Raw genomic sequence first — 16,102 nt, forward strand, 5'->3', positions numbered from 1 at the left:
CCTCACATGACCATCGCAGCAAGAGCAGTCAATGTAGAGCAGGAGGCCGTTGCGCTTCTCGATAAGATCGGCGTCGACAAGGCGCTCTATACCGGCGGCGACATGGCCTCCTATAGCCCGGTCACGGGCGCGCAACTGGCGGCCCTGAAAACAGACAGCCGGGAAGCGGCGACCGCGAAGATAGAAAAGGCTGCCGACGCCTTCAAGGCCTGGCGCCTTGTCCCCGCACCCAAGCGCGGTGAACTTGTCCGCCTGCTCGGCGAGGAGCTGCGTACGGTCAAGATCGAACTTGGTCGATTGGTGTCGATTGAGGCCGGCAAAATTCCGTCCGAAGGTCTCGGTGAAGTGCAGGAAATGATCGACATCTGCGATTTCGCGGTCGGTCTTTCCCGTCAGCTTTACGGCCTGACCATTGCAACCGAACGGCCCGGCCATCGAATGATGGAAACCTGGCACCCGCTCGGCGTCGTTGGCGTCATTTCCGCCTTCAATTTCCCAGTCGCGGTCTGGGCCTGGAACGCGGCCCTTGCTCTGGTCTGCGGCAACGCGGTCGTGTGGAAGCCTTCCGAAAAGACGCCGCTCACCGCCCTTGCCTCGCAAGCCATTCTGCAGCGTGCGATTGCCCGTTTCGGCGATGCACCAGTGGGCTTGAGCGAAGTGCTGATCGGCGATCGCACCATGGGTGAGGTCCTTGTCGACCATCCGAAGGTGCCGGTTGTTTCCGCGACGGGTTCGACGCGGATGGGTCGCGAGGTTGGACCGCGTCTTGCTCGCCGCTTTGCCCGATCGATCCTGGAGCTCGGCGGCAACAATGCAGGTATCGTCTGCCCATCGGCCGATCTCGACATGGCGTTGCGTGCCATCGCCTTCGGCGCCATGGGTACGGCGGGCCAGCGCTGCACGACGCTTCGCCGCCTCTTCGTGCATGACAGCGTCTACGACCAGCTCGTGCCACGGCTGAAAAAGGCTTATGCCAATGTCTCCGTCGGCAATCCGCTCGAAAGCACGGCGCTCGTCGGTCCACTGATCGACAAGCTTGCCTTCGAGGGGATGCAAAAGGCGCTTGGCGAGGCGAAGGCCCATGGCGGCGCCGTAAACGGCGGCGATCGTGTCGCGATGCCAAACGACAACGCCTACTACGTCAGGCCGGCGCTGGTGGAAATGCCCTCCCAGGTCGGGCCAGTGCTCGAAGAAACCTTCGCGCCGATCCTCTACGTGATGAAATATACCGACTTCGACAAGGTGATCGAAGACCATAACGCCGTTGGTGCCGGTCTGTCGTCGTCAATCTTTACGCTGGACCTGCGGGAAGCCGAACGCTTCCTGGCTGCTGACGGTTCCGATTGCGGTATTGCCAACGTCAACATCGGAACGTCAGGCGCCGAAATCGGCGGTGCATTCGGGGGCGAGAAGGAAACGGGCGGCGGGCGCGAATCCGGTTCCGACGCCTGGAAGGCCTACATGCGCCGCGCCACCAACACGATCAACTACTCCAAGGCGCTACCGCTTGCCCAGGGCGTCTCCTTCGAGATCGAGTAGGCGCGACCATGACGATCGATGTTAAAATCGAGGAGGCGGGCTTTGTGCCCGCCGCAAGAATATCCGCCATCGGCGTCTCCGAAATTCTTAAGATCGGCGCGCGCGCAGCGGCCATGAAGCGGGAAGGCCGACCAGTCATCATCCTCGGAGCCGGCGAACCCGATTTCGAAACGCCGGAGCACGTCAAGCAGGCCGCTTGGGACGCCATGCAGCGCGGCGACACCAAGTATACGGCGCTCGACGGTACCCCGGCGCTGAAGCAAGCGATCCGCACCAAGTTTGAGCGCGAAAATGGTCTCGCGTTCGACGTCAGCGAAATAACGGTCGCGACTGGCGCCAAACAGATTCTTTTCAACGCGATGATGGCAAGCGTCGGACCGGGCGATGAGGTCATCATTCCCACGCCCTACTGGACCTCCTACTCCGACATTGTTCAGATCTGCGAAGGCAAGCCCGTTCTCGTTGCCTGCGATGCAAGGAGCGGATTTCGGCTGACCGCCGAGAAGCTCGAAGCGGCGATCACGCCGCAAACACGCTGGCTGTTGCTGAATTCGCCGTCCAATCCTTCCGGTGCAGCTTACAGCGCCGACGATTATCGACCGCTGTTGGACGTGCTCCTCAGGCACCCGCATGTCTGGCTGATGGTGGACGACATGTACGAGCACATCGTCTATGACGATTTCCCTTTCGTCACACCGTTGCAGCTGGAACCGCGCCTGCGTGAACGAACGCTTACGATCAATGGCGTCTCGAAGGCCTATGCCATGACCGGGTGGCGCATCGGCTATGCTGGCGGTCCCAAGGCGCTCATCAAGGCGATGGCCGTGGTACAGAGCCAGGCGACGTCCTGCCCGTCGTCGATCAGTCAGGCCGCGGCCGTTGCGGCGCTTAACGGGCCGCAGGATTTTCTGACTGAGCGGACTGAGAGCTTCAGACGCCGGCGCGATCTTGTCGTTTCGGGTCTGAACCGCATCGACGGCCTTGATTGTCGCACTCCTGAGGGCGCCTTTTATACGTTTTCCGGATGTGGCGGAATTCTCGGCCGAAGAACGCCGGGCGGTCGCAAGATCACGACTGACAGCGAGTTTTGCGCCTACCTTCTTGAAGAAGCGAATGTCGCCGTCGTACCAGGTTCGGCCTTCGGCCTTTCGCCGTACTTCAGGATCTCCTACGCGTCATCGGAATCGGACCTCAGGGAAGCCTTGGAGCGGATCGCGACCGCTTGCCGGTGTCTCACGTAATTCAAACTCCGTGAGGCCAGTTGGCTTGCCAGTTCCGGCGAATTTTCGCAACGCACTGGAGAAGTCATGGCCGACATCGCAAGCTGGATTTTGTCAGCATTGGGTGAAAACCGGCCGACCGGTCAGCCCGCTGTACGCCTGCGATTGCTCGTGCCAAATGTCGTCGAGTTCGTCGACGACGACCATCCTCAATGGCTAGCCCAATCAACGAGCGCTCATCGTTGTTCGGCGGGCCGACGTGCATGTTTGATAATCGTCATGTGGGAGCAAATGCAGGCCGACAACACAAAGGCAAAAATAATAGTCCCGGGTGGTGAATAGGATAGCGGCAGCAAAGACCAGTCGCCCCGCAGCAATTGCGGCAACGACAAGCCGGAAAGGCCGGCTTGTGCCACTGCAGCGCGACCCATGGTGAGACCCGTTGCGATCAGCGCGACGTGCGCATGGATGAATACTGTTCGCGGGTATTGTTGCGCTCGCAATGCAAGCCGAATTCCAAAAAGCGATGCGAGCATCAAAAGTACCATAGCACTCCAGATTTCAACGCCGGGTACCGCAAATAACAGATAGATGGGCTCTCGCATGATTGGAAGTAGGATCATATAAGTCCACCAGGCAGATGGGTTTGCGGGATAGTTGTCCAATAGCAGCATGCTGATGAGGAAGACCGCCGCGATTGTGTAAGCCAGTGATGGCCCCAGCCGCATCAGCGTGAGTATAGCTGTCCGCATAGTTTCATCCCTGGCCTTTTCGGAGCGCAGCAACCATCGATAGAAACCATATAGCTGACGATGATTAACTTTCACTCTACGAATCACATAATCCACGAACCCGCCTCTTTCGGCGGCGCATATTTGATCATCTGGCATTTCGTGTGTGTCAGCGTAACCTGCATATGTCACTATTTTGCGACTTGCGTTCTAAATTCTTGAGTTGTTAGCTTTTTTTCGGGAAGATTTCTCGTGAATCCATCCGAACGTGTGTTTAGGATGTGACAAAATCGGGGGATCAATTGCAGATGTTGCAGATTAGGGCTCGGATTGGACGCTGTGCTTTATTGTTTGCGAGCGTAGGGATGCTGGTCGCGTGCCAGTCATCCAGCTTTGATGATCTCGCCGCCTTTGGCGATAGTGCAAACACCCTAAAAGATGAATCAGCGGTCGCCTTCTATAAGAACGACGAACTCATCACTGTCGGCAAGCGGCAGTTTCAGGAAAAGAACTACGGAAAATCCTACGCCATTTACAAGCGTGCTGTTGATGTCTTTCCTGAAGATCCGGCCGCTTGGCTGGGCCTTGCGGCCTCCGCCGACATGGTGGCCCGCTTTGATACGTCCGACCGTGCTTACCAGCAACTTTCGAGAATGATCGGCAACACGCCAGTCTACTACAACAACATCGGATACTCCCACCTCTTGCGTGGTGACCTGCGAGCAGCCAGAGGGTATTTCCTAAAAGCCTACGAGCTCGATCCCGCAAACGAGGTGACGGCGCGAAATCTTGAATTAATGAAGAACAGCGTGAATTTCGCACAGCGCGGGTAGTTTTCCTGCCCGCTCGGTTCGGGTCAAGATTCCGCGGCGGGCAATTTCGACATGTTTCTTCTCTTCTTCTTCTTCATGACTTGAGTCGCGCTTTGATTGCCTTGGAAGGTTCCTCGACATCGCGGTTCATGGGACCTTCCTTAGTATAAGCTTGCCTTCCGGCGAGACGGTTCGTTCATAGCGCGGCAGGTTGTCGACCGCGCCGCCTGTGGTATCGATGGATGCCAGACTGCCGTCCGGAGGCACATTTCCTACTGGCTGCGCGGGAGGCGATGGCGCGAAATATTGCGTTGGTTCCTTGCCGGGCGCGCTTAGAACCAAACCTGCGCCGACCCGCATATTCATTTGGCTAGAACGCATTCGTTCATCCAAAGCGGAAATCGTCTTTTGCAGGCTTTCCATGTTCTCGCGGATGATGGCGGCTTCGTCGGCCCTGGCCTTCCCTACCTGCCTGTCTACCTGGACTTTGAGGCCATCAATCGACCTCTTGAGCGCATCAATGGCCTCTCGGCTTTCGCGAACATCCGCTGAGTTTTTAGCAGTATAGATCAGGATGCCTGCATTGATGGGCAAAAGCAGCAGAACGAGTGCGATGAACGGCGCATTTCTTGAGCGAGTCTGCTCTCCGGCCAATCGCATAGGATGCGCCTTTGTGTGGTCCACTTCGGTGTCAAGATCTGGGATACTAGCCACTCACTCTACTCCGCCTGAAGTCATTGCATCAGTGTTTCATAAATTTCTTAAGAGCGCGCGCCGCGATCAGCCATGTTGACCATCATTCCAACGTAAAAACCCCTTCCCACGCCCGTTCAAGCGTAGCAAGCGACGCGATCCTGGGCATTCTATTAAATTCGCAATAGGACCCGACGAAATCGAGAAGATATTTCGGGTGATAGCAAGATGGCAGCGTGCCGCCCACGTACTTGCGATCGTAGAAAAGATCCAAATCGACATCATCGACATCGATTTCAGTGTCGCTGGCATAGGACCGGAAAATCTTGAGGTATTCGTCGCGTGTGGGAGTGTTCACAAAAATCTTGTACTTGAGGCGCCGCAGACCCGCCTCATCGGAAAGATCCTTCGGCGCGATATTTGTCGAGAACACAACCAACTCGTCAAAGGGAACCTTGAACTTCTTACCGGTGTGCAGCGTCAGGAAGTCGTATCCGCGCTCAAGCGGCACGATCCATCGATTGATCAGCGCTTGCGGAGCGACCTGTTGGCGCCCGAAGTCGTCGATGATGAAAACGCCACCTGTCGCCTTCAGGTGTACCGGCGCCTCATAGACATTCGGTCCTTCGTTGAAGGTGAGATCGAGCAGATCAAGCGTCAATTCCCCGCCAGTCTTGATGACAGGACGACGGCATTCGACCCATCGTTGATCTGCCTTTGGATAGGCAGTTGAGCCAGCAACGGCGACGGGTTGATGCACAGCTTCGTCATAAAAACTAATGACGTGACCTGCGACCTCGATGGCATAAGGCACCCAGATCGCCTGGCGAAACAGTTGCGACGTCCGCTCGGCAATGCTTGTTTTTCCATTTCCAGGCGGTCCGTAAAGGAGGATGGAACGGCCGGAATTCATGGCTGGACCAAGCTTTTCGATCAGCGAGCTTGAAAGTACAAGCCCTTCGAGGCTCTCCATCAGTCTCTCCTGCGTCACGCGCTCGTCATGAATGGACTGCAATAGCACTTGTCGGCAGAAAGAATCGAGTGATACCGGGGCCGGTCCGACATACTGGGATTGCCGTGACGCCAAATGGGCATATTCAAATCCCTTTGTCGAAAGCGCATAACGAACGTCGGATCTCACGTCCTCGCCAGCCAGGCCTCGCGCCTCCAGGAATGCGAGTTTCACCAGTTCCTTGATCAGGACATGTACCAGCACTTTTGGCAATTTCATGCGGTCAGCCAAATGAGATGCCGTGATCGTATCCTGCTCGGCTGCGCACTTAGCCGCTAGCCGGAGCAAAAACGACAATTCCAGGCCAGCTTCCTCGATACTTGCGGGTGCCATCGGTATCCGCGGATCGAGCGATGTGACGACATGTTGGCGATTCTGTTCGGGCGAATGCGGCATACGGACCTCACTTGGCTCAACCGCCGGGCTTCAAGCCGACGAGAAGACTGACGACGCGGATGACAATGGGAACGAGAACAATGACAAGGCTTACCGGAAATAGGAAGGCGCCGAGCGGCAGCAGCATCTTGATCGGCAGCGCATTTGCCTTTTCCTCCGCGCGAACGACGCGCAGATCACGCATTTCCTTGCTGTAGACCCGCAGCGTCTGCGTCACGCTGGTCCCGAGTTCCTCCGATTGGCGGAACAGAACCGAAAGCGCCCGCGCCTCGTCAATCCTGAGGCGGGCGGCAAGATTAGCAAGCGCCTCGCGCAATCGCCTGCCGCCCCGCACTTCCAACATCATGATCGAGAGATGCAGGCCAAAGTCCTGCCGCTTGTCGACGAATTCCCGGGCAACGCGGTTGGCCGCTGCCTCGATGCTCATCCCCGCATCGAGGCAGACGATCAGCATGTCCATGAAATCGGGAAAAAGACGACGGTACTCCCTCTCCTTGGCGCCGCCACGTCGGTCGATATAGATGTTGACCAGAATAAAGCTCGTGCCGGCAGCAAACATGGCGAGGATCAGCGTAGCCATCCGCGAAATGTCCGGCATGAATCTGTTTAGGGCCGAGACCACCGCGACGAGCACGCCGATACAGATGAATGCGCGAATAACTTGAAAGACGATCACTGCGCTGGCATTGAAATATCCGGCCCGGATCAAGCGGTTCTGGGTAGAGTTCGCATTGGTGTCACGTCTGGTAATCTCGAAATAGCGACGGATCAGGCGGTTTTCCGCTTCGCCGAGATCGGCAATCGTCGTATCGCCAAGATGGAACTCCTCGCCGCGCGCTGTCGCTGAGCTCTTCGACAGCCGCACCCCGACCTCGCGCCGGCGAAAAAACAATTCCGATGCTGCCGCAGAAAATATCAGCACAGCAAAGAAAACGACGACGTAAATCCCATACTCACTCGACATGACTGCCTCAGTACTCGAAGTTGACCATCTTGTAGAGAATGACATTCCCGACCGCCATGATGGCCAGCAGCGCGCTCACCACGAAGGTTCCGTAGCCGCTGTCCCAGACGGGGTCGAAGTAGGTCGGCGACAGCGTCTTGATCATCGCGTAGAGCAGAAACGGATAGATCGACATGAAGATCGCAGTGATGCGGCCTTCCGAGGAAATCGCCTTGACCTTTGCCTTCAGCATCGTCCGGTCTCTAAGCGTCTTCGAAAGATTCTGAAGGATCTCGACGAGATTTCCGCCGGTTCCGGCCTGTACACTCAGCGAGATCGCAAGCAGGTTCAGATCCTCGACGCCTACCCGGTCCGCCAAATTGATAAGCGCATCGTCCAGCGTCACGCCATAGGTGAGTTCATCCGAGAGGAGACCGAACTCGGTGCCGATCGGATCGGGCATCTCGCGCGCCACCAGAGCAATCGCCGCCGGCAGCGGATGGCCCGCGGCCAAGCTGCGGTTGGCAACGTCGAGCGCTTCCGGAAGTTTCAATTCGAATTTTTTCATGCGGCCGGCCCGGGCGCGCCAGACGACGAGCGCAGGGATGAGAAGGCAGGTCAGCAGAAAGACAGGTACGCTAAGCAAGATGCTCGGTACCAGAAACCGAATGACCAACCACGTCGAAACCGCGCCGAAAATTGCGAGGAGCGTAAATCGCCTGACATCGAACTTGATGCCGGACTGGGCGTAGAACTGTCGCAGCCGCTGCATCATCGGAATTTGCCGCCAGCTGCCGTCGATACCGCGCTCCTTCAGCATGTCGCGGTAGGTTTTGCGATGATCGTCGCTGACATCGAGCAGGCTCAGCCGATGGTTCACAGCGCGTTGACGTTCGGATGTCCTGAAGTAGCCGCGCATTATGGCTTCGACAGCAACAAGAGCCGCGATGAAGACAGCTGCGTAAAGGAGGATCAGGGTCATGGTTGAACAGGTCCCGTTTGCAATGGCTTACCTGGGTCAAAAATCGCCGAAGGGATCTCGATGCCGAGCTCCGCGAACTCCTCGACGAACCGCGGCCGGATGCCGGTAGCGCGGAATTCCCCGTGGATACGACCGTCTTCATCGGTGCCGATCTTCTTGAATTTCATAATTTCCTGCATCTGCACGACTTCACCCTCCATGCCGGTTATCTCGGAAATGGAGACGACCTTTCGGCTTCCGTCGCTGAGGCGCTGGACTTGCACGATCATCGTGATGGCCGACGAGATCTGCGATCGAATGCTCAACTGCGACATCGGCATCCCTGCCATGCCGACCATCTGTTCGAGTCGGCCGACGGCGTCGCGGGGCGTGTTGGCGTGAATGGTCGTCATCGAGCCCTCGTGACCGGTGTTCATTGCCTGCAGCATGTCAAAGGCCTCGTCGCCGCGCACTTCGCCGACGATGATGCGGTCCGGACGCATGCGCAGGGCATTTTTCAAAAGTTCGCGTTGACGAATCTCATTGCGCCCGTCGAGCGTCGGCGGTCGGGTCTCCAGGCGCCCAACATGCGGCTGCTGCAGTTGGAGCTCGGCCGCGTCCTCGATAGTGATCAGACGCTCTTTCGGAGAAATCTGCGACGAGAGGGCGTTGAGCAAGGTAGTCTTGCCAGACCCGGTGCCGCCTGAAATGACCATGGACACTTTGCCCTTGACCGCGGCGCTAAGAAGGATGCGCATCGCATTGGCCATCGCGCCATATTCCACGAGACGCTCCATTGTTAGCGGCTTACGGGTGAATTTGCGGATGGAAACAAGCGGCCCATCGACCGAGATCGGCCTGATGGCGACGTTGACACGCGAGCCATCCTTCAGGCGCGCGTCTACCATTGGGGTCGACTCGTCTACCCGTCGGCCGACCGCCGAGACGATCTTGTTGATCACTCGCAGCAGATGGTCCTCGTCCTTGAAACGCACGGCGGTACTTTCGAGCCTGCCGCGCCGCTCCACATAGACGCTGTTGTAGCCGTTGATGAGAATATCCGCGATTGTGTCGTCGCTCAGTAACGGCTCGATTGGCCCAAGCCCAAGCATCTCGTCGGTGATATCGCGGATCAGATCATTGATTTCCTTGGCATTAAGCGGAAAGTTGTTGCTCCGGATATAGTCCTTGACCAACGGTCTGATCTCGGTGGCGATCTCTTCGTTGTCGAGCGTGTCGAGGATACCGAGATTGATGCGATCAAGCAGGTATCGGTGCAGATTGACCCGCTCGGACACCATGTCCCGCCCGAGCGGGTCCTCTTCATCACCCGCCACGGCACTGCCAGTGGCCGGTTGGGCGGGGACGGATTGAGCTGCGCCGACCAACGACGGGTCGGCCGTATCCAGTTGCTCCCGGCTTTCAGGCTCCCGCTGCTTGTAGAAACGCCCCATGATTCCGTTCGCCATGCCTTTCCACCCCCGAACTATTTTACAATCACCGTGGAACCGACCTTCACCCTCTCATAGAGATCGATGACATCGGCATTGCTCATACGAAAGCAGCCCGACGACGCGAAACCGCCGACCGTCGACTGCTCGTTCGTTCCGTGAATGCGGTAGAGCGTGTCGGCGTTGCCCTTGTAGAGATAGATCCCGCGAGCGCCCAACGGATTGAGTGGTCCGGAAGGTACGATGTCCGGAAGTCCGGGAGCGCGCGCCTTCATCTCTGCAGGCGGCCGCCAGTCAGGCCACTCTGCCTTGCGTCCGATCTTTACGGTACCGCTCCAGCGAAAGCCGTCTCGTCCGACGCCGATTTTGTAACGGATCGCATGGTTCCCCGAGATGACGAGGTCCAGCGTCCGGTTCCCACTTACGATGATGATTGTCCCGGCGGCGTAGCGGTTTTCAATGGTCACCACGGTGGCCGTCGTGGGACCAAGGCTTCGTGGCACGAGCCCGCCTGCCGCAGCATCGCCAACAGCGGTCGCCACTGTGAGAATTGCAAGCCCAACGTGGACGGCGCAGGTCCGCATGCGCCCACTGCCGACAGCCTTCATCGCACCAGTGCTCCGAGTTTACCGACCGCGCCACAGAAACGCGCCCGGGAATTCACTTCAACCGGCAGCACACCGCGGTTGACCGCCTCGCTCAATGTATCCCAGTCATCTGCGATGATATGCGTGGGGATCTCCTTGAATATCTTCTCCGTCTGCTGTCGGCGGACGCCGAGGCCGAAAAGCTTCGTGCGGTATTTGTTGATGACGACGAATATCTGATCCGAATTGCCTCGCAGCCGCACCAAGGTGGTAAATAAATCCTTGGCTTGAGAAAGCGCGGGGACCGTCATTTCGGTGACGATAGAGATGCTGTTGACAGAACTGAGCACATCGTATTTCCACGGCGTGTCGTAATAGGGAATATCGATGACCGTGTGATCGCTCTCGAAGGCGGCCACGTCGAGCATGCGCAGCACGAGTTCGCCGCCCTTAGGCGCCAGAAGGACGGAGGGCTGCTTGAAGGACAGCAGTGAAAAGCCGCCCGAATGACGCTTGCGAACCAGATCGATGAATTCCAGATCGACCCGGGATGGATTCGCGATCACCGGTTTCAGGTCGTAGTCGTTGACAAGGTTGAGATAATAGCCAAGCGCCCCGGAGCAAAAGTCCATGTCGAACAGATCAACCCGCGGCGTGGAATTCTTGGTCGGCTGGGCCAGCACATGCGCAAGCGATGAAGCGATCACGCTGGCGCCTGCACCACCGACGGCCGAAACTACGGCGTGCACCCGGCTGTCGCTGGCCCCGGTGCCAGGCGCATGGGTCGAAATCATGTCGATCAGTGCGCGGCGCTCGAGCGGCTTCTTCAGCCAGTCATTGCCGTTCAGGCGGAATAGTAGCCGCAGCATCTCGTCCGGCAGGTCTTCGGAAACGACTACGAGCGGAATGTCCCGATAGCTGGTGCGAAACGCGAAGAGTTCCGGTCGGTGCAGCAATTCCCCGTTGTCGACGTCGAGGACGACCAGATCGAACTGCGTCGGATCGAACCGGCCCTTTTCGACGAGCGCCTTCAGCGCCAGATGGTGCACATCGTAACGCGAAAGCGAACCGAATGTGTCGAGCATGAAGCTCGCTGCAGCCGCGTCGTCGGAAAGGACCAGGATCTTGGTGGATGCTGCAATGTTCATGTGAGCTGTCATGTCGCTTTCCTACATATACTTAAGGACTTAGCAGGTTGAGCAGGTCTTTAGATCTTCGGTTGTGATCGTCACTGGATGGGCTGGAATGGTAATGTCGTTAAGTCCTAGCAGAGCGCCAAGAACCGGCAGGTCGAAGGTGATGTTGCGCACCTCGAGCCGCATCGTCAGCACAGGCCCATCCGGTCGGCCCCAATAACCGAGCCCCGATCGCTGATAGGTAACCATCAAATTCTGCGGCTGGATGCGCCAGTTGATGTCGCAAATGCCGGGGTGTGGATCACCCGCCGCGCAAACGCCGTCACTTCCCAAGACGAGCCGGTTCAACGCCGCCGTGCAGTTGGCAAGAGCCGGCCCGCAGGTTGAGGATATCGTTGCGTCGTTCGGCGCCGCTTTGCCGTTGTTGAGCGGATCGGCAGCCTCGATCGGGAATACGGCATTGAAATTCGCGGTCACCGGATCGGAGACGGCCGCCAGACGGGCGCCATATTGGAGCGCCTTGACGGTCTGATTCCACTGCGACATCGCATAGCCGAATTCGACGAAGGCGGCGAATACGAGTATGACGATGGGAAAGGTCAGCAGTCCTTCAGCGAGGGTAACACCACGGGTATCCTGCCAGAAAGCCTTGACTGCCTGAAAGCTCACCATCCGATGTACCTCTCTTCATGAAAGGAATTGATGGTTATGGCATCAAGTCCTAGCCAGCCGAACAGCGGTGAGGTCTCGTAGAGATGAGCAGTAGAAATTGTGATGTTCCCGTCGGCGTCGGGCGCTGCGATGATGATGTCGGCGGGATCCTTCCAACCTGGCACGCGGGGTTTGGCATTTGCTGCAGGCGTTTGCGTACCGTAAAAAGCGATCGTCTTTGCCGTCGCCTGGCTGCATGTCGGCACATAGGTTCCCGACGCCGGTCGGCATCGGGAAAGGTAACGCCCCGCATCGCGCAAGCCTGCGTCGATCTGCATGCGCTCCCAGAAGATGTTGCCGAACTCGAGAATACCGGCTGCAAACAGCGTCACGAAAGGGATCGCCACCAGCGCTTCGGCAAGGACGGCCCCCTCTTCTTTCGACCAGAAGCCGAAACCTAGCCGGTGACGAATAAGGCTTTTAAGCGCCATCATCGAACCAGCTCCGCTTCTTCCCGAAGGAATTCGTCAAGCGTACCGCGACCACCCTTGCCGGTGATGTCGATCATTTCCAGTGAAAGATATCGCTCGCCGGCATCCTTGATCGCCGGCTTTGTCAGGAACATTCGCGCAAAGGCCACGGCTCGAGTGGCCTTATGACCGTTCAAATGGCCGAGCGACGCCTCATAGCCACAATTTACAATGGCCGAGAAAATCTCGCGACGATCACCATATTCGGCCGCCGTATAGTTCGAAAGGTCCGGACCGCTATAGCACTGACCGCCGGTAGCCGGCGTTCCGGTCTCGCCATTGGCCGAGGCATGGCTGATGAGCGACGGACTTGCGAGCTCGTAACGATAAACATCGTAAGCAGAGGGTCGGCTTGGTGCTCCACTCGCCTGCGCTGGATAACTGGAGTAGCTACTGAGGATCGTGCTCACGGAGGGTGCAGCCGTTCCTTGCGCGACATTCCAATATGTCGTGTACTGCCAGTTGTTGCTGCTGCTGATCTTGCCGCCGGCAAGTGAGTTCATGGTTGCGCCGTAGCCGAGCGGTAATGCCTTGGTAACGTCGCCGACAACATCTCCGACCTTGACTGGATCGTAGGTATCGCAGCCATTCTTGCCCTTGCCAGTGATGTTCTGAGCGGAGCGAACATTTTGGGCCGGTCGATAGCGAGAGTCACCGCGAGACTTACTGAAGGACGAGGAATAAAAACCAAAGCGCGTATTCACGCCGTCTTCGATGGGGCCCGCCTTTGCGCCGGTCTCGGTATCGAGACTGTCTTGTGTATAGCAGGTACCAGGATTGCCGGTCGCAAGAGCCTCCGCCAGTACGGACGCTCCATTGCCCAAGGGGGTCCGCAGAAACCCGAAATTGCCAGGGCCGGGATTGGAGGCGGAGGTGCTGTGAAGCTCAATTTGCCGCCCGTAAAGATTGCCGGCCGAAAAATTGGTGTGCAAGGCCTGAGCTGCGTCTTCGCTTGCGGTCTCACTCGTGTTCCCTACTGGCTCGAACGGATTGCAGATAAAGATCGGCGTCACGTCGCAGGCGCTGGCGTGGTAGACGGCCACGGCGTCGGCAGCGATGTTGATCGTATTACGGTTGAAGCCGACCGGGATCGGGAAGATCGTCTGCATTGCCTGCGGCTTGGCGATGACCCAGGCGTAGGAGGCTTCGTTTGAATTGGTCGTTTCCATCGAAGACGGGATTGGGGTGTCATCGTTGGCAGGGATGCTCTTCAGGAAGAATACCTTGACCGTGCTTCCGGCATCGTTTCCGGCATCATAGGCCAAGGTAATGTGCGAGCCGAGCGACATACCGGTCCCGCCGCCGGAAAAAGCGGCGCTGTTTGCGATGTTCTCGATCGCTGTTTTCGCCCTCGCAATTGCGTCATCGCGACCGTCGAGTTCGCGGGCTCCGGCCAGCGCCATCGCATCGACGCCATTTTGAAGATCGGTATGCAGGTTGCCGCTGCGGCCGACATCGATGACCAGCAGCGAAAAGCCGAGAAGCAGCGGCATGGCGATGAGCGTCAGGGCGATGACGTAGCCGCGATGATCGTTCCAGAACCGTCTAACAACCCTGCTCAGCATTGGCATACCCCCATCGCGGCGCTATCGCCGTGACGACCCGTGTCTTGTGCAAGCTCTTCTTCCGGCGTTGCCGCCGTTCATGCCTTTCGATCGTTATTGGCCGTTGGTCGTACCATTAGCCGACATGGCCGGAGATGGCTGAACAATCACCGCCCCGCCGTTCTGGTACTCCGTGACCACCCTGCGGATGACCTTGCCGTCGCTTGCGATTCTGGTTCGCTGTGCTTCCGGCGGGAACGGATCCTCGATGTGGATGGCCTTGTTTGCTTCCACGGCGTTCCCGAGCCCGAAGGTGATCGAGTCGCGATGGTTCATGTAGTCGGCGCAGCCGGAAGCGAGGCCGGCGACAATGACGAGAAGGGCGCGCTTAGCGTTTTGTAACAACAGCTTGGCCTCCCTGATTCAGATCGAGACGATGGCCGTAGGGCCCGGTCACACCTTCGCCATAGCGAAACCGTCGCAGCATGTCCTTGTCGACTTCCAAGACACCGAGCGCGAAAAGCTCGACGTCATTCGAAGAACGGGTCTGGTCGAGCGGACTGTAGAGGTCCTCGCCCGGTCTGGCCGGCCGCACGATATGCGGCGTGACGACGATTACGAGGTCGGATTCCTTCTTCTGGAAACTTGTCGAGCGGAACAGTGCTCCGAGAACCGGCAGCTTCCCTAGACCAGGCAATTGCTGGATGTCCTTGGCATTGATCGACTGCAACAGGCCCGCCATGGCAAAGCTCTGCCCGTCGCGAAGCGCGACAGTGGTGCTGGCAGCACGCGAGATGAAGCCCGGATTGCCATTGACGTTGATCGACGGATCGAGCTCGGAAACCTCCGGCTCGATCTCCAGATTGATGACGCCGTCGTCAAGCACCACCGGCTTGAAGGTCAGCCGCACGCCGAAAGGGCGATAGTCCGTCTCGGTGGCGACGGTCGCGCCGTTGGTCGTCGTCTTCAGGATCGGCACTTCACCGCCGGCATGAAAGCTGGCGGTCGAGCCGCTCATGGCGATGAGGTTCGGCTGAGCCAGGCGGCGCACCAGCCCCTTCTGCTCGAGTGCGTTGATGACCACGTCGATGCGACCGCCCGAGATTTCCAGCACCTTGGCGATCAGCTGGCCGAAGGGCAGCATTCCCGTGGCAGCGCCCTTCGGATCTAGGAGCGTGCGGGCCAGGCTGCCGTCATCGTTCACTCCGATGCCCTGGCTGGTCGTCGCCTTGCCGATGCCGTTGTTGCCGTGCCCGGACCAACCGATCCCGAGGTCGCGTCCCGTCTGGCGCGAGGCCTCGATAACACGTACCTCCAGCATCACCTGCTGGCTGTCGCTGACGCGCAACTGGTTGAGCACCGGTTGATCGGAATAGGACTGAGCAACTTCCATCACCCGCTGCAATTCGACGCCGTCCCGGACGAAGCCGGTCAGGCGGATGCGGTCGTTGGAGTTGACTACCCTGACCCGGGCCGAGGGCGCGGCAGAGCGAATGGCGGCAGCGACTTCGGTAAAATCGCTGGCGATGCGGATGTCGATGACGCCGAGGAGCGACTTGTCGTCGCCATAGACCGAGATGTTGGTGGCGCCGGTCTTCTTGCCTCGGATGAACAACGAACGGTCGGAAAGCGGTACGACGTCGATCAAATCGGCGCTGCCGATGACGAGATCGCCGAAGGGCTGGCCAGTGTTGAGCGTTAGCGTCTCGTTCGGAGGCAAGGTCACATGCTGAACCGACTTGCCAAGCGTGACGAACTTTTCCTGTGCGTTGGCGCAGCCTGCAAATCCTGGCCCCCAAAATATGCAGGCTGAAAACACTGCTGCCAGTGCCGCAAGGCTCTTGGGCCTTGCGATTCTTCTCTTGTCATCTTTCGACATGCCTGCTTTAGCCCCCT

Annotated in this window: 16 protein-coding genes; 3 read left to right on the top strand and 13 right to left on the bottom strand. The window is 58.3% G+C overall.

Going from position 1 to position 16,102, the window contains the following annotated elements:
- Positions 1–6: 6 nt before the first annotated feature.
- Together ATY80_RS06050 and ATY80_RS06055 are read left to right on the top strand one after the other, a co-directional pair.
- Positions 7–1,539 (top strand): aldehyde dehydrogenase family protein, encoded by a 1,533-nt coding sequence (locus ATY80_RS06050; RefSeq protein ID WP_088691700.1) that lies wholly within the window; start codon positions 7–9, stop codon positions 1,537–1,539.
- 8 nt (positions 1,540–1,547) lie between these two features.
- Positions 1,548–2,780 carry a pyridoxal phosphate-dependent aminotransferase gene (locus ATY80_RS06055; protein WP_088691575.1) on the top strand — a complete coding sequence of 411 codons (1,233 nt, stop codon included), beginning with the start codon at positions 1,548–1,550 and terminating at the stop codon, positions 2,778–2,780.
- Positions 2,781–2,995: 215 nt separating this feature from the next.
- On the opposite strand, the gene ATY80_RS06060 is transcribed toward ATY80_RS06055, so the two are convergent.
- The gene (locus ATY80_RS06060; RefSeq protein WP_088691576.1) at positions 2,996–3,511 is read right to left on the bottom strand and encodes a hypothetical protein; all 516 of its coding nucleotides are present in this window, start codon (positions 3,509–3,511) and stop codon (positions 2,996–2,998) included.
- Positions 3,512–3,798: 287 nt separating this feature from the next.
- On the opposite strand from ATY80_RS06060, the gene ATY80_RS06065 reads away from it, so the two are divergent.
- On the top strand, positions 3,799–4,323 hold the full coding sequence (locus ATY80_RS06065) for a tetratricopeptide repeat protein (RefSeq protein ID WP_088691577.1): 525 nt from the start codon (positions 3,799–3,801) through the stop codon (positions 4,321–4,323).
- A 126-nt stretch (positions 4,324–4,449) separates the two neighbouring features.
- On the opposite strand, the gene ATY80_RS06070 is transcribed toward ATY80_RS06065, so the two are convergent.
- From ATY80_RS06070 to ATY80_RS06125, 12 genes are all read right to left on the bottom strand, one after another.
- Positions 4,450–5,016 (bottom strand): hypothetical protein, encoded by a 567-nt coding sequence (locus ATY80_RS06070; protein ID WP_088691578.1) that lies wholly within the window; start codon positions 5,014–5,016, stop codon positions 4,450–4,452.
- A gap of 82 nt (positions 5,017–5,098) precedes the next feature.
- Positions 5,099–6,403 carry an AAA family ATPase gene (locus ATY80_RS06075; protein ID WP_088691579.1) on the bottom strand — a complete coding sequence of 435 codons (1,305 nt, stop codon included), beginning with the start codon at positions 6,401–6,403 and terminating at the stop codon, positions 5,099–5,101.
- Between the two features lie 16 nt (positions 6,404–6,419).
- Entirely contained in the window at positions 6,420–7,367 is a 948-nt protein-coding gene (locus ATY80_RS06080; RefSeq protein WP_088691580.1) for a type II secretion system F family protein, read from the bottom strand.
- A gap of 7 nt (positions 7,368–7,374) precedes the next feature.
- Positions 7,375–8,328, bottom strand: a complete 954-nt coding sequence (locus ATY80_RS06085; RefSeq protein WP_088691581.1) for a type II secretion system F family protein — start codon at positions 8,326–8,328, stop codon at positions 7,375–7,377.
- Positions 8,325–9,776, bottom strand: coding sequence for a CpaF family protein (locus tag ATY80_RS06090; protein ID WP_088691582.1), 1,452 nt, complete (start codon positions 9,774–9,776; stop codon positions 8,325–8,327). The genes ATY80_RS06085 and ATY80_RS06090 overlap by 4 nt, the downstream gene beginning before the upstream one ends.
- A gap of 17 nt (positions 9,777–9,793) precedes the next feature.
- Positions 9,794–10,366, bottom strand: a complete 573-nt coding sequence (locus ATY80_RS06095; RefSeq protein WP_088691583.1) for a L,D-transpeptidase — start codon at positions 10,364–10,366, stop codon at positions 9,794–9,796.
- On the bottom strand, positions 10,363–11,505 hold the full coding sequence (locus ATY80_RS06100) for a response regulator/pilus assembly protein (protein WP_088691584.1): 1,143 nt from the start codon (positions 11,503–11,505) through the stop codon (positions 10,363–10,365). The genes ATY80_RS06095 and ATY80_RS06100 overlap by 4 nt, the downstream gene beginning before the upstream one ends.
- Before the next feature lie 27 nt (positions 11,506–11,532).
- Entirely contained in the window at positions 11,533–12,153 is a 621-nt protein-coding gene (locus ATY80_RS06105; protein WP_088691585.1) for a TadE/TadG family type IV pilus assembly protein, read from the bottom strand.
- Positions 12,147–12,626, bottom strand: a complete 480-nt coding sequence (locus tag ATY80_RS06110; protein ID WP_088691586.1) for a TadE/TadG family type IV pilus assembly protein — start codon at positions 12,624–12,626, stop codon at positions 12,147–12,149. The genes ATY80_RS06105 and ATY80_RS06110 overlap by 7 nt, the downstream gene beginning before the upstream one ends.
- Positions 12,623–14,227, bottom strand: a complete 1,605-nt coding sequence (locus tag ATY80_RS06115) for a pilus assembly protein TadG-related protein (RefSeq protein WP_088691587.1) — start codon at positions 14,225–14,227, stop codon at positions 12,623–12,625. Before ATY80_RS06115 ends, ATY80_RS06110 begins: the two co-directional genes overlap by 4 nt.
- A 93-nt stretch (positions 14,228–14,320) precedes the next feature.
- Positions 14,321–14,611, bottom strand: coding sequence for a hypothetical protein (locus ATY80_RS06120; protein ID WP_088691588.1), 291 nt, complete (start codon positions 14,609–14,611; stop codon positions 14,321–14,323).
- Positions 14,595–16,085, bottom strand: coding sequence for a type II and III secretion system protein family protein (locus tag ATY80_RS06125; protein WP_088691701.1), 1,491 nt, complete (start codon positions 16,083–16,085; stop codon positions 14,595–14,597). Before ATY80_RS06125 ends, ATY80_RS06120 begins: the two co-directional genes overlap by 17 nt.
- Positions 16,086–16,102 lie beyond the last annotated feature (17 nt).

This window comes from Rhizobium sp. R711, assembly GCF_002211365.1.
GTDB lineage: Bacteria > Pseudomonadota > Alphaproteobacteria > Rhizobiales > Rhizobiaceae > Rhizobium.

What these genes read in the sequence shown, in the direction of transcription:
- ATY80_RS06100 (WP_088691584.1), bottom strand. Translation starts at nt 11,505, where the DNA reads ATGACAGCTCACATGAACATTGCAGCATCCACCAAGATCCTGGTCCTT.
- ATY80_RS06080 (WP_088691580.1), bottom strand. Translation starts at nt 7,367, where the DNA reads ATGTCGAGTGAGTATGGGATTTACGTCGTCGTTTTCTTTGCTGTGCTG.
- ATY80_RS06085 (WP_088691581.1), bottom strand. Translation starts at nt 8,328, where the DNA reads ATGACCCTGATCCTCCTTTACGCAGCTGTCTTCATCGCGGCTCTTGTT.
- ATY80_RS06095 (WP_088691583.1), bottom strand. Translation starts at nt 10,366, where the DNA reads ATGAAGGCTGTCGGCAGTGGGCGCATGCGGACCTGCGCCGTCCACGTT.
- ATY80_RS06055 (WP_088691575.1), top strand. Translation starts at nt 1,548, where the DNA reads ATGACGATCGATGTTAAAATCGAGGAGGCGGGCTTTGTGCCCGCCGCA.
- ATY80_RS06125 (WP_088691701.1), bottom strand. Translation starts at nt 16,085, where the DNA reads ATGTCGAAAGATGACAAGAGAAGAATCGCAAGGCCCAAGAGCCTTGCG.
- ATY80_RS06115 (WP_088691587.1), bottom strand. Translation starts at nt 14,227, where the DNA reads ATGCTGAGCAGGGTTGTTAGACGGTTCTGGAACGATCATCGCGGCTAC.
- ATY80_RS06065 (WP_088691577.1), top strand. Translation starts at nt 3,799, where the DNA reads ATGTTGCAGATTAGGGCTCGGATTGGACGCTGTGCTTTATTGTTTGCG.
- ATY80_RS06075 (WP_088691579.1), bottom strand. Translation starts at nt 6,403, where the DNA reads ATGCCGCATTCGCCCGAACAGAATCGCCAACATGTCGTCACATCGCTC.
- ATY80_RS06090 (WP_088691582.1), bottom strand. Translation starts at nt 9,776, where the DNA reads ATGGCGAACGGAATCATGGGGCGTTTCTACAAGCAGCGGGAGCCTGAA.
- ATY80_RS06050 (WP_088691700.1), top strand. Translation starts at nt 7, where the DNA reads ATGACCATCGCAGCAAGAGCAGTCAATGTAGAGCAGGAGGCCGTTGCG.
- ATY80_RS06060 (WP_088691576.1), bottom strand. Translation starts at nt 3,511, where the DNA reads ATGCGGACAGCTATACTCACGCTGATGCGGCTGGGGCCATCACTGGCT.
- ATY80_RS06110 (WP_088691586.1), bottom strand. Translation starts at nt 12,626, where the DNA reads ATGATGGCGCTTAAAAGCCTTATTCGTCACCGGCTAGGTTTCGGCTTC.
- ATY80_RS06105 (WP_088691585.1), bottom strand. Translation starts at nt 12,153, where the DNA reads ATGGTGAGCTTTCAGGCAGTCAAGGCTTTCTGGCAGGATACCCGTGGT.